Source organism: Sphaerisporangium sp. NPDC049002 (assembly GCF_040649355.1).
GTDB lineage: Bacteria > Actinomycetota > Actinomycetes > Streptosporangiales > Streptosporangiaceae > Sphaerisporangium.
Genome location: NZ_JBEZFH010000228.1, coordinates 1 through 11,734, shown reverse-complemented (window position 1 = coordinate 11,734; position 11,734 = coordinate 1). Strand labels below are relative to the sequence as shown.

At 69.2% G+C, this 11,734-nt stretch carries 12 protein-coding genes; 6 read left to right on the top strand and 6 right to left on the bottom strand.

Annotated elements, in window-relative coordinates; genetic code table 11:
• The first annotated feature begins 352 nt into the window (after positions 1 to 352).
• A complete protein-coding gene (locus AB0B89_RS30780; protein WP_358559806.1) occupies positions 353 to 880 on the top strand; it encodes a WYL domain-containing protein in 528 nt (175 codons plus the stop codon).
• 121 nt (positions 881 to 1,001) lie between these two features.
• Here AB0B89_RS30780 and AB0B89_RS30775 read toward each other — a convergent pair whose 3' ends face one another.
• Together AB0B89_RS30775 and AB0B89_RS30770 are read right to left on the bottom strand one after the other, a co-directional pair.
• Positions 1,002 to 1,211 (bottom strand): zinc ribbon domain-containing protein, encoded by a 210-nt coding sequence (locus AB0B89_RS30775; RefSeq protein WP_358559804.1) that lies wholly within the window; start codon positions 1,209 to 1,211, stop codon positions 1,002 to 1,004.
• A gap of 103 nt (positions 1,212 to 1,314) precedes the next feature.
• On the bottom strand, positions 1,315 to 1,824 hold the full coding sequence (locus AB0B89_RS30770; protein ID WP_358559802.1) for an HNH endonuclease: 510 nt from the start codon (positions 1,822 to 1,824) through the stop codon (positions 1,315 to 1,317).
• A 368-nt stretch (positions 1,825 to 2,192) separates the two neighbouring features.
• Here AB0B89_RS30770 and AB0B89_RS30765 point away from each other — a divergent pair, with 368 nt between their 5' ends.
• A complete protein-coding gene (locus tag AB0B89_RS30765) occupies positions 2,193 to 4,265 on the top strand; it encodes a prolyl oligopeptidase family serine peptidase (protein WP_358559800.1) in 2,073 nt (690 codons plus the stop codon).
• A 79-nt stretch (positions 4,266 to 4,344) separates the two neighbouring features.
• On the opposite strand, the gene purU is transcribed toward AB0B89_RS30765, so the two are convergent.
• A complete protein-coding gene (gene purU, locus AB0B89_RS30760; protein ID WP_358559798.1) occupies positions 4,345 to 5,193 on the bottom strand; it encodes a formyltetrahydrofolate deformylase in 849 nt (282 codons plus the stop codon).
• 244 nt (positions 5,194 to 5,437) lie between these two features.
• Between purU and AB0B89_RS30755 the strand changes: the two genes are divergently transcribed.
• The 3 genes from AB0B89_RS30755 to AB0B89_RS30745 all read left to right on the top strand — a co-directional run bounded on the left by AB0B89_RS30755 (position 5,438) and on the right by AB0B89_RS30745 (position 6,614).
• Positions 5,438 to 5,599 carry a hypothetical protein gene (locus AB0B89_RS30755; protein ID WP_358559796.1) on the top strand — a complete coding sequence of 54 codons (162 nt, stop codon included), beginning with the start codon at positions 5,438 to 5,440 and terminating at the stop codon, positions 5,597 to 5,599.
• A gap of 86 nt (positions 5,600 to 5,685) precedes the next feature.
• On the top strand, positions 5,686 to 6,156 hold the full coding sequence (locus AB0B89_RS30750; RefSeq protein ID WP_358559794.1) for a hypothetical protein: 471 nt from the start codon (positions 5,686 to 5,688) through the stop codon (positions 6,154 to 6,156).
• Positions 6,157 to 6,164: 8 nt separating this feature from the next.
• Positions 6,165 to 6,614 (top strand): NUDIX domain-containing protein, encoded by a 450-nt coding sequence (locus AB0B89_RS30745; RefSeq protein WP_358559792.1) that lies wholly within the window; start codon positions 6,165 to 6,167, stop codon positions 6,612 to 6,614.
• Positions 6,615 to 6,616: 2 nt separating this feature from the next.
• On the opposite strand, the gene AB0B89_RS30740 is transcribed toward AB0B89_RS30745, so the two are convergent.
• From AB0B89_RS30740 to AB0B89_RS30730, 3 genes are all read right to left on the bottom strand, one after another.
• Positions 6,617 to 8,638, bottom strand: a complete 2,022-nt coding sequence (locus AB0B89_RS30740; protein ID WP_358559790.1) for a tetratricopeptide repeat protein — start codon at positions 8,636 to 8,638, stop codon at positions 6,617 to 6,619.
• Between the two features lie 179 nt (positions 8,639 to 8,817).
• The gene (locus tag AB0B89_RS30735) at positions 8,818 to 9,315 is read right to left on the bottom strand and encodes a GNAT family N-acetyltransferase (protein WP_358559788.1); all 498 of its coding nucleotides are present in this window, start codon (positions 9,313 to 9,315) and stop codon (positions 8,818 to 8,820) included.
• The gene (locus AB0B89_RS30730) at positions 9,312 to 10,628 is read right to left on the bottom strand and encodes an XRE family transcriptional regulator (RefSeq protein WP_358559786.1); all 1,317 of its coding nucleotides are present in this window, start codon (positions 10,626 to 10,628) and stop codon (positions 9,312 to 9,314) included. The genes AB0B89_RS30735 and AB0B89_RS30730 overlap by 4 nt, the downstream gene beginning before the upstream one ends.
• Positions 10,629 to 11,198: 570 nt before the next feature.
• Here AB0B89_RS30730 and AB0B89_RS30725 point away from each other — a divergent pair.
• Entirely contained in the window at positions 11,199 to 11,468 is a 270-nt protein-coding gene (locus AB0B89_RS30725) for a hypothetical protein (protein WP_358559784.1), read from the top strand.
• Positions 11,469 to 11,734 lie beyond the last annotated feature (266 nt).

Sequence of the window (11,734 nt, the reverse complement as noted above, 5' to 3'; positions counted from 1 at the left end):
GACGGAGGAGGACGGCGACGGCCACCCGGCGCGGCGGCTCCGCACGAGCCGTACCACCCGCTCTCCACTGCCCATCGGGAGGGCGGGCATTCTCTCAGCGTCGACGGCCGGCTCGCCCCGTAGGGCGGCCGGCCATCCGCGCGTGGTGGGACGGCCCGCTCTGCCTGCCCCGGTGGGACGGCCGGCTCGCCCGGCTCTCCGCGCCCCCCGTGGGGCGGCCGTTCGCCGGTCGCGGCGGCGTTCCGGAGGGACAGTAAGTCGTCACTCCGAGGTAACGAACACTCGCCTCGGAGTCGACCGCTCCAAGACCCGGTGTTCGAAAAATGTCGGTGGCGGCGGGTAGTCTTCTTGTATGGCCAACGTCACCACCCCGCTCCTGACGACCGCCGAAATCGCCGCTCTCGCCCTGTCCCTGGCCCATCTGGGGGAGGGCCCACAGGCCGTCACCGCCCGCCGGGGCCTGCGCAACGTGTTCGAAAACCTCGACTTCGGCGACGACGTCATCGCCGAGACCCTCGACACCCTAACCACGCCGCTGCCGCCCGACGTGGCGAGGCGTGCCCGCACGATAGCGGGCGCCGTGACCGGCCGGCAGGTGGTGCGGCTCCACTACCGCGACGCCGGCGGGCGGGTCACGTCCCGTGACGTCGAGCCGGTCACCTGCCTCGTCCACCGCGATCACTGGTATCTGGTGGGGTGGTGCCGCACCAAGGCCGGCATCCGCGCCTTCCGGTTCGACCGCATCGTGGCGGTCGAGCCCACGCTGGTGCCCGCTCGTCCTCACCGCGCGGAGCGCTACCTTCCCTTCCAGCGAAGGAAGGCCCCCGACCGCCCCACCACCCGCACTCCCACCCACGCGACCAATCGCCGGTCCGCCTGACCGACTCGGCTTCCACGTCAAGGCCGACCCATCACCCGACGACCGGCTCTCGGTGCCGGTCGTCGGCCGTTCAGGCTCGGGGTCGCCGGCCGCTCAGGCTCGGGGCGGGGTGCTCGCTCGGTCAGCCGCAGCAACCACCGCCGCAGCAACCACCGCCGCCACCACTGGGGCGGGGCGCCGAGGCGCCGCCCGTGACGGCGACCGTGGACAGGAGCTTCACGGTGTCCTCGTGCCCCTCCGGGCAGAGGGCGGCCTCCCTGGAGGCGGACATGGGCCGGGAGAGCTCGAACGTGGATCCGCAGGCCCGGCAGCGGTAGTCGTAACGCGGCATGCCATCAGGGTACGACGTGCCGGGACCCTCGGGTCGAGGTCGTCGGAGGAGGAAACCCCGCCCGAGGATCGGTGCGGGGGGTGTCCAGCCCCGGAGGCGGGGGTCAGGCGGCGGTTTCCACCAGGTAGGGCGCCCATTGGGGGTCGCCGTCGAACTGGGCGCCGATGAGGCGCCAGTGGACGCCATGCGGCACCACCGGGGTGACGCGCAGCGACCACCCGATCTCCTCCAGCAGCCGGTCCGCCTTGCGGTGGTTGCAGGGCATGCAGGAGGCGACGCAGTTCTCCCAGGTGTGCAGCCCGCCTCGGGAGCGGGGCAGCACGTGGTCGATGGTCTCGGCGCGCTGGCCACAGTAGGCGCAACGGTAGTCGTCCCTGCGCATGAGCGCGGCCCTGGTCAGCGGGATGCGTGACCGGTATGGGATGCGGACGTAGCGCCGTAGCCGGATGACCGAGGGCACGTCCAGCGTGCACGAGGCCGAGCGCAGCACCGCGCCCCGGCCGTCACGGTGCACGACGTCCGCCTTCTCCCTGATCACCAGCACGACGGCCCGATGCAGGTTGAGGGTGGTGAGCGGTTCGAAAGTGGCGTTGAGTAGCAGGACCTGGCGCATCAGCGGGCCTCTCCCGCCGTGCGGTCCGAAGAGGGGGATGCGCCGCGGCACACCCCGATTTGCGGCCCGTCGTCTTGGGCTCCAGATGCTTCCGTCACGTGGACCTCCGCCGGACGGCCCAGCGGATGGGTTCCACGGCACCGCCCTTCAGCAAGTGTGGCCTTTCGGTCGACTCTCCCGCCACCCCAATTAACGGTCGTGTCTTCCGGACCCCGCCTTCCGGTTTATGTCCGGTTCACCCCACTTAGCAAACCTATTAGGCAAAGATCACTCCCGAACCATGATGATCTGCCGCTTCCGCCACAAGCGAAGGGCTTCCCAAAACGATGTACCACGACGGGTAACGGGGGTGCCATAAGCTCGCCTACATGACGCGAGAGCCTTACCCGAACGCACGCCGCGACGACGTGGTGGACGACTACCACGGCACGCCGGTGCCCGACCCGTACCGCTGGCTGGAAGACTCCGAGCAGCCCGCGGTGAAGGAATGGCTCGACGCGCAGGGCGAGCTGTTCACCAAGGCGATGGCCGCGTCACAGGTGCGAGAGGGCTTCCACGCCCGCATCGCCGAGCTGGTGCGCTCGGGCACGGTCGGCGCTCCGGCGTGGCGGGGAGACCGGCACTTCTTCATGCGCCGCACCCCCGACCAGGAGCACGCCGTGCTCTACACCGTCGGTGCCGACGGTGTAGAGCAGGTGCTCCTCGACCCCATGGGCATGGACTCCTCAGGGCTGACCACCATCGACTCCTGGCAGCCCGACAAGGAGGGCCGTCAGCTCGCCTACCAGATCTCGGTGGGCGGCGACGAGGAGTCCCAGCTCCACGTGATCGACGTCGTGAGCGGCGAGCGGCTCGACGGTCCGATCGACCGGTGCCGCTACTCCCCCATCGCCTGGCTGCCCGGCGGCGAGGCGTTCTACTACGTGCGCAGGCTCCCCGCGAGCGAGGTGCCCGACGGCGAAGACCAGTACCACCGCCGCGTCTACCTCCACCGCGTCGGCGCGCCCGCCGAGCAGGACGTCATGGTCTTCGGCGAGGGGCTGGAGAAGACCAACTACTACGGCGTCTCGGTCTCCAAGGACGGCCGGTGGCTCACGATCTCCGCCTCCCGCGGCACGGCTCCGCGCAACGACCTGTGGATCGCCGATCTGTCCGCCTCCTCCCTTGAGGCCCCGCGGCTGGTCACCGTCCAGGAGGATGTGGACGCTCAGACCGGGCTCCTGTTCGGCCGTGACGGGCGGCTGTACGTCTTCACCGACCGCGACGCCCCGCGCGCCCGCGTCTGCGTCGCCTCCCCCGACCACCCCGGGTACGACGGCTGGCGCGACCTCATCCCCGAGGACCCCGAGGCGGTGCTGTCCGACTTCGCGATCCTCGACGACCTCGACCGGCCCGTGATGCTCGTGGGCTGGACACGGCACGCCATCAGCGAGATCTCCGTCCACGACCTGGCCAGCGGAGAGAAGATCGGCGAGGTGCCGACCCCCGGGCTCGGCACGATCGGCGGCATCACCGAGCGGCCCGAGGGCGGCCACGAGGCCTGGTTCGGCTACACCGACAACACCACCCCGGCGAGCATCCAGCGCTACGACGCCCGCACCGGCGAGACCACGCTCTGGGCGGCCTCGCCCGGCGCCGTCGAGGTCCCCGAGGTGAACACCGAGCAGGTCGTCTATCGCTCCGCCGACGGCACCGAGGTCCACATGATCGTGGTGTCCCGTCCGGGCACCGGCCCCCGGCCGACGATCCTTTACGGCTACGGCGGCTTCGGCGTGTCCATGACCCCGGGGTTCTCCTCCGCGATCCTTTCGTGGGTGGAGGCCGGCGGTGTCTACGCGGTCGCGCAGCTGCGCGGCGGCGGCGAGCAGGGCGAGGAGTGGCACCGGGCGGGCATGCTCGCCGGCAAGCAGAACGTCTTCGACGACCTGCACGCCGCGGCCGAGCACCTGATCTCCACCGGCGTCACCACGCCCGCCCAGCTCGCGATCTCCGGAGGGTCGAACGGCGGCCTGCTGGTCGGGGCCGCCCTCACCCAGCGGCCCGAGCTGTACGCCGCGGTGGCCTGCTCGGCGCCGCTCCTCGACATGATCCGGTACGAGAAGTACGGCCTCGGCGCCACCTGGAACGTCGAGTACGGCTCGGCCGACGTTCCCGAGGAGTTCGCCTGGCTGTGGGACTACTCCCCGTACCACCACGTCCGCGAGGGCGTCGAGTACCCCGCGACGCTGTTCATGGTCTTCGGCTCCGACACCCGGGTGCATCCTTTGCACGCATGGAAGATGTGCGCCGCGCTCCAGCACGCGCAGGCGGCCGACGACCGGCCCATCCTGCTGCGCAACGAGAGCGAGGTCGGCCACGGGGCCCGCGCGGTCAGCCGCTCGGTCGAGCTCATGGCCGACCAGCTCGCGTTCCTCGCCCGGCACACCGGCCTCGCCGACTGAACCCCCACACCCCGCTGAGATCGCGCAGCAAGGGCATGACGGACTTGGCCTCAGGGACCGGCGGCCCGGCTCCGGCGGCCTAGCGGGGGAAGACGACCGTCTTGTGGCCGTCGAGCAGCACGCGCTGCTCGGCGTGCCATCGCACGGCCCTGGACAGCGCCAGACGCTCCACGTCGCGGCCCATGGCGGCCAGGTCCTCGGGAGAGTGGGTGTGGTTCACCCTGGCCACCTCCTGCTCGATGATCGGGCCCTCGTCGAGGTCGGCCGTGACATAGTGCGCGGTCGCGCCGATCAGCTTCACGCCGCGTGAGTGCGCCTGGTGGTACGGCTTGGCGCCCTTGAAGGACGGCAGGAACGAGTGGTGGATGTTGATCACCTTGCCGGACAGCTTGGAGCACAGATCTTCCGAGAGCACCTGCATGTAGCGGGCCAGCACCACCAGGTCGGCGCGATAGTGCTCCACCAGCGTGAGGACCTCGGCCTCCTGACGGGGCTTGGTCTCCTGCGCCACCGGCAGGTGGTGGTAGTCGATGCCGTACGACTGGGTGAGGGGTCGCAGGTCGGGGTGGTTGGAGACGACGGCCACGATGTCGATCTCCAGCAGCCCCGAGCGCATCCGGTAGAGGAGATCGTTGAGGCAGTGGCCGAGCTTGCTCACCATCACGAGCACCCTCGGCCTGACGGCGAGGTCGTGCAGCCGGAGCTCCATGGCGAACTCGGGGGCGAGCGCGGTGAGGGCCGCGCGAAGCTCGTCCTCGGGGAGGGCGGCGGTGAACTGCACGCGCATGAAGAAGCGCCCCTCGACCGCGTCGCCGAACTGCTGGCTCTCGGTGATGTTGCAGCCCCGTGCGGCCAGCAGGCCGGAGACGGCCGCGACCACGCCCGGCCTGTCCGGGCAGGACAAGGTCAGCACGTATTCGGAACTCACCGACTACTCACCCCTTCGCTCGCGTTGAGGCAGGTTACCGCTCCCTGGCGTCCTCGCGATCCCTCCTTCCCCAGGTTGGGCGGGCCACTTCGCTGCCGCCCGGGCGCCGGGGCCGTCCCCGTGGCGTGATCACCGGGTGGACGTGATCGTCCGGCGACGCATTACGGTCGCACGACGGTACGAAGACGCAATGCTTTTGCGCCTGTTGCCCCCTGTTGACCTGCCGCTTCATAGCCTCTATGACGTGAAATGGGTGGACAGCAGAGGATTTGAGGTCGAGGCGCTCGTCCTCGGCAACCAACCCTGGCTGCGGGTGCGCAGAGGGCACGAGTACGTGGCCTACTACACGGATGTCACCGAGCTCTCCCAGCATGTGGACCTGACCGATCTCGTGGTCTCCGACTGACCACCATCCCCCACGGCGGTGCTCCGACGGGACGTACGAGCACGGGAAGTACAGTGGCGCCCGGACGAGCGGAGAGGAGCCGGCGGGTGCTCAAGTGGGACACATTGTCACCGGAGGAGAAGCGAGCGGCGGTCGCGCTCGCCGCGATGCTCCCTGGGTACGTCAACGCCGTCTTCGTGGCGGAGCACCTGGCGGAGGCGATCGCCTGGCAGCGCGGCGAGCTCACCGACGAGCAGCTGACGGAGCTGACCGGCTGGAGGTTCAACGCCACGCCGGAGCAGTACGCCGACATGGCGCTCAGGTCGGCCGAGGAGGCGGGGATCGACCCGGTGGAGTGGCTCGACGCGATGAAGGGCGCCTACGAGGAGCAGCGCGTCATCGCCGCCGAACTGCAGGAACAGAGCATGCGCCAGGCCGCTCGCCGCCCCGACGAGTTCTGGCGGATCGTCGGCGCCAACACCTGGCCGGAAGGCTTCGACGAGCCCGACGCCTCCCTCAGCCCGGAGCCCCCCGAGCCCCCCGAGCCCCCGAAGAAACCCGGTGAGCCCGAGGCGTAGGCCTGCCGGTGACGACGATCAGTGACCGGCCCGCCGCCCGGGTGGTCTGCGTGGACGGCCAGGGCCGGATCCTTCTCATGCACTGGCGCGATCTCGTCAGCGGCAGGGTCTTCTGGGAGCCGCCGGGCGGCGGCCTCGACCCCGGCGAGACCCCGCTTTCTGCCGCGCGCCGGGAGCTGTACGAGGAGACCGGCCTGCCCGGCGAGGCGGTGATCGACATGTGGGTGCCGGTCGAGCGGGACTACCACTGGCTCGGCGTCCACTACGTGAAGGTCGAGCCGTTCTACCTCGCCCGCTTCGCCGGGACCCCCGAGGTCGTCCCCGCGACGCTCACCGGCGAGGAGCGGGACACCTACCTCGGTCACGCGTGGCTGTCCCCGGCCGAGCTGGCGTCACTTCCCGACCCGGTCGAGCCGCCCGCGATGATCGAGGTGATCGCCCTACTTCTCCAGGAGTGAGCTCAGGTTGCCTCGTGGAGGGCCTTGACGACGTCCGGGTCCTCGGGATCAAGGGCATGGGCGCGGTTGAGGTCGTCCAGGGCCTCGGTGAGCCTGCCGAGGCCCCTGAGCGCGGTCGCCCGGTTGAAGTAGAGGGCCGCGTCCTCCTCCAGCTCTATCGCGTGCGTGAGGTCCGCCACGGCTCCCTGGAGGTCGCCCTTCTCGTACCTCAGGCTCGCGCGGCTGGCCCAGGCCGGCGCGAGGCCGGGGGCCCCGGAGATCGCCACCTCGAACGCGGCCCTCGCCTCCTCGTAGCGCCCCGCGGAGGTCTCCAGCTGGCCGAGCAGGCACGACAGGTGAGGGTTGCCGGGGGCGAGGGCCAGGCCCGCGTCCACGTCTGCCCGGGCCTGCTCGTCGAGGCCGAACTGCACGAGCAGGCCGGCCCGGTTGATGTAGGCGTCCAGGTAGCCCGGATCGAGCTCCAGCACGCGGTCGAGGTCGGCCTTGGCCGCTTCGAGGTCCCCCATGGCGAGCAGGAGCTGGGCGCGGTTGTAGTGCCCCTCGGGGAGCGGGGGGCTCAGCCGCAGCGCCATCTCGTAGTCGGCGAGCGCCGCGTCCGGCCGTCCCATCTGGAAGAGCAGGTTGCCCCGGTCCAGGTGGTAGTCGGGATAGGTCGGGTCGATCGCGATGGCGGCGTTCAGGTCGGCCAGCGCCTCCCCGGGATGTCCGAGCACTCCGAGGAGCTGCGCGCGGTTCGCCCGCAGGACCATGCGGTGGATCAGGTGCCGCCCCGGCGGAAGGTCGGCGTCCGCGAGCTCGATCGCCGACTCCACAAGGGTGAGCGCCCTGTCGGCGTGTCCGCCGCGCATCTCGATGAGTGCTTTGCCGTTGAGGTCGAAGCCCAGCTTAAAGGCGCGGACGGAACGGTCGGGCAGCAGGCCGGAGATGGCGATGGCCTCGTTGATCCAGCCCTGGGCCCGACCGAGGTCGCGCCTGGCGGGATCCGGGTGGCGCGCGTCCAGCATGGCCGTCCCGTACGCCGAGGCCGAGTGGACCTCCGCGTCCACGCTGGTGCGCCGGGCCCGCTCGTACAGCTCACGGGCCTCGTCCCTGCGCCCCAGCCCGGCCAGAGCCGTCGCCGTGCCCTGGATGAGGTTCCACCATCGGCGCGCGTCAGGAGCGGCCAGGCGCAGGCCGCGCAGGCCGAAGTCGGCCGCCGCCTCCAAGAACCCCTCCCGCATGCAGTGGTCGAGCGCGGTCCAGAGCGCTTCGACACCGGCGCCCGAAGGGTCGCTTCCGTGCTCCCGGTGGTAGGGGATGGCGCCGAACGACCAGTGCGCCTCCCCCGTGGCGGCCAGCTCTCCGGCCCGCAGGTCGTGCAGCCGGGCCCGCTCCGCGGGGGGCAACTCGTGGTACGCGGCGAGCGCCTGAGGGTCGTCGAGGGTGCCGTCGGAAGCGACATAACGGGACGTCAGGTTTTCCGGTTCTCCCGAAGTCGATAATTCGGCCTTTAGAATCCGGCCACGAAAGGAATCAGATGGCGCTTTACTGGAGAGCACCACAATTGTCAAACCCGAGGGGTCGAAACGGCGGAGAAGCGTGGCGAGGAGTTCGCGATCGGTCTCGTCGGCCTCATCAACGTTGTCGACGGCGACAGCACCGGGCGCCACCCCGCAGTCACGGACGAATTCGGTGATTCCATTGGCAATCCGCAGAGTGCGGCGGGGCGCGGGCACGAGGATGCGCTCGTCCTCGGAAAGACGGGCGTCGAGGGTTTCGCGGCGGGCGGGCACCCGATCGCGAAGATCGGGTGCCGCCGATCTGATCTCGATGTCGTGCTCCGCGACGACGTCAGGGGAGCGCTTCAACGCCTCGGGGACCAGGGCGCACAGAAGGGCTCCACCGAAGGTGTACGGCCCCCGGAGTCGACGGTGAGCGTCGAAGACGGGAGCCGGCCAGGAGGCAAGGCCCAGCCCGGCGAGGACGTTCAGGCGGTCCTCCGAACGCCCTCCATAGACCCAAAGGTGGTCAGGGCGGACACTCACCCCTTGTGGATCGCACTCGCGGTACCGGTCAGGTGTACCACGCCAGGCTTGCGGACGATGATCTTCTTCATCGCTTTGCCTCCTCAGGTCTTCAGCTACAAAGACCTTATTATTCGGACAAATCGATAAACCGCAAGCGTCAAACGTCGATTGCACCACATAGCGGGGAAATTTAGGACCTAACGGAGGAGTTGCGACGATGGTTGGTTGACTAGCTGTTTCTCCCCGTAAACAACGACAAGCCCCCCTCTGTCCTCCCTGCGTACTTCGCGCCAGCCGTACTTGCGATAGAGCTCCAGAGCGGCGCCCTGCGCCAGGGTCGTGTCCCCGCGCAGCCCGCGGTAGCCGAGTTTGGTCGCGGCCGCCTCAAGGGCATCGATGATCAAGGTGCCGAACCCCCGCCGCTGGAAGTCCGGATGGACCCTCAGGCGGCACATCTCGGCCGTCTCGTCGTCGACGCGCCGTAACCCGCCCATGGCCACGATGCCGGAACCCTCTACCTCGCCGACCAGGAACTCCCCCCGGTCGGCGAGGTAGATCTGGTTGATCCGCGGGATGTCGTCCTCGTAGTAGACCCCGTCGCCGTCGGTGATACCGACCTGCGCGAGGCACGTGCGGTGCAGCTCCCAGACGGCTTCCCGATCCGACCAGCGATACCGCCTGAGCAGGAGCGTCATGCATCGGCCCCCGGGTCAGGAACCGAGGAGGCCGGCTTGGCCAGGAGCTTCGTGAACTCCTGGAGACCGGTGATGTCGCCGCATTTCGCCTGGATCGCCTTGACCAGGGCGTCTGCGCGGCGCGTGATGATGTCCGTGCGGAAATCCCCTCCGACCTGCCTCACCGCTTCAAGGCCCATGCGCAGCGCCTCGTCGCCGTCGCCCTCCAGCAGCCTGCACTGGGCCTGGTCGAACCGGATGAGCGTCTGGTCGAGCAGGTCGCCTTCGTACTTCTCCAGCGCCTGTTCGAGGATCAGGTCGGCCTCGATGGTCTGACCGAGCCGGGTGAGCGCGTCGCCCTGGTGGAAGTAGAGCTGGCGCTCGGTGTAGCCGAAGACCGTGTCCTCCTGCTGGGCGGGGGTCATCTGGGCGAACGCGGCCCGCGCCCGTGACAGCGCCCGCTTGGCCTGGTCGACCACGTCCTTCTTGCCCCCGGAGTTCGCGAGCATGGAAAGCGCGCGGGCCTCCACGACCGGGGCCATGGCCTTGGCCGCGCACGGCGTCTGCCCGGCCATGTCGCGGCTCTTCTTCGCGAGGTTCAGGGCCTCGCGCGGGTCGCCGTAGAACAGGGGCACGAGGGCCTCGCGGGCCGTGACCCAGGCACGCAGCGCGCGGTCGCCGGTCTCGTCGGCGGCGGAGCGGGACGTGCGGAAGAACGAGCGGGCCATCCGCTGGTCACCGAGATCGATCATGATGATCCCGGCGAGCCCCGAGAGCCGGGCGGCGAGCGCGCAGAGGCGCTCCTGGAGATCCATCGGCTGGTGGCGCTCCATCGCCTGGCGGACCGTGCTGAACTCCAGGAGCACGTCGCACAGTTGCCGCAACGGCGGGGTGTTCATGTACTGCCGGCCGAAAGAGGCCGCGGCCTCTTCCCAGTGATCGAGCATGGCGGGGGAAACAGTGGTCGACACCAGGGTCTCGTCCATGCGCCTTCGGATGCTGTCGGCGGCACCGAGCACCGACTCGTTCAGCATCACGGTGTTACCCGCGATCAGTTGCAGCAGCGTCCTACGTAACACGTTCTCGTCCTCCTCCTCACCCCCGTCCACAGAGGGGTCGCTGGGCGGCTTGATCCACAGCTCGCGCGACTCGGGGGAATTGTCGGCTTTGACCTCTTGGAGGCCGCCCCGCACGACACCCGGCATCCGGTGGCCGTGGCCACAGATGCACGGGCCGTCGTATCCGAGGGCGGGCGGTTCGACCCGGTAGACGGAACACAGGTAGTGGAGGTACTCGGGGCCGGGACGCTTCAGTCCGCTCTCGTAAGCGCTCAAAAGCGTTTCCCCGATACCGGGTGCCGGTTTGCCGTCTCGCTCGAACAAGGCGCGCACCTGTTCGATGACGTCAGCAAGGGCGATGCCATGGGCGAGACGGTGAGATTTGATTCGAGTTGTCCCGAAATGCGGAGTACACTCTTCAAAAATCTCTTCGGCGATTCGGGGAGTACTCCGCCCAACCGCCAGGCCACGCGCCCGGGTTCGCCGAGCTAACTCCGTTTCCTTGTGCTGTCTGCCGGACATACCGGACCCTCTCTCGTGGCCAGCGGCTCGTCCTGGTCATGTTCCGACCGGTCCCACCTGCGCCGACGTAGCATGGCGCTCGCGCTACGCTACGTCTATTGAGAATGATGGACCAGTTAAGACGAGACGTGAATGGACTATTGGAGCTGCTGGCATAGAATCGTCCCCCGCCGGGGGCGTTCTTTCAACCCACTTGAAATATCCGCTTACCCGGAAGACCCCTGACGTTCGTTGACCGCGTCGGCCGAGGTGAGTCAGATTTGGCCAACCAGCCCCGATTCACCGGCATCATCGCCGCCGAATCGGACTAGAGGAAGGCTCGAAGTGGACGACGGCTTCCAACACTTGGAACGACTGGTCAACGAGCTCGACGCTCGGGGGCTGCTCGCCCGGGTGGTGCACACACAGTCAGGGCGGGTGTTCGTCCGCGTGATCAACCCGAATGCCACCAGCCTCGCCGAGAACGTCACGTGCCGGCCGCAGGCGACCCCCGCCTACTACTGGTGGTCATGGGGCGAGCGCATGCACCAGGTCGACGATCCGGCGGGAGCGGCGACCAAGGTCGCCCGAGTGCTGGCCGCGGTGAGCGAGTAAGGCACGAGTACCGGACATGGTGCAGCGCAGTCATCGTGTCCACCCGTGTCCACCGCGGCTCTTCGGAACCGGCGGGGTGACCGGTGCGGAGCGCTCGGGGTCGTGGAGACACGACCGTCCGGGCGCTGGTCACCCCGTCGGCTCCGCACACGAACAGCCACCGGTCCTGGTTCTCTTCCGGGTCCGATGGTGATCGGGCCCGCACGTCTACTTCCCCTGGTCCGAGGGCAACCCCATCGCCGCGCTCCTGCGCTACCTGGTCTTCG

Bases quoted from the DNA above. Each gene is read 5' to 3' on its own strand.
- AB0B89_RS30780 (WP_358559806.1), top strand. From the start codon at position 353: ATGGCCAACGTCACCACCCCGCTCCTGACGACCGCCGAAATCGCCGCT.
- AB0B89_RS30775 (WP_358559804.1), bottom strand. From the start codon at position 1,211: ATGCCGCGTTACGACTACCGCTGCCGGGCCTGCGGATCCACGTTCGAG.
- AB0B89_RS30770 (WP_358559802.1), bottom strand. From the start codon at position 1,824: ATGCGCCAGGTCCTGCTACTCAACGCCACTTTCGAACCGCTCACCACC.
- AB0B89_RS30765 (WP_358559800.1), top strand. From the start codon at position 2,193: ATGACGCGAGAGCCTTACCCGAACGCACGCCGCGACGACGTGGTGGAC.
- AB0B89_RS30735 (WP_358559788.1), bottom strand. From the start codon at position 9,315: ATGACGCTCCTGCTCAGGCGGTATCGCTGGTCGGATCGGGAAGCCGTC.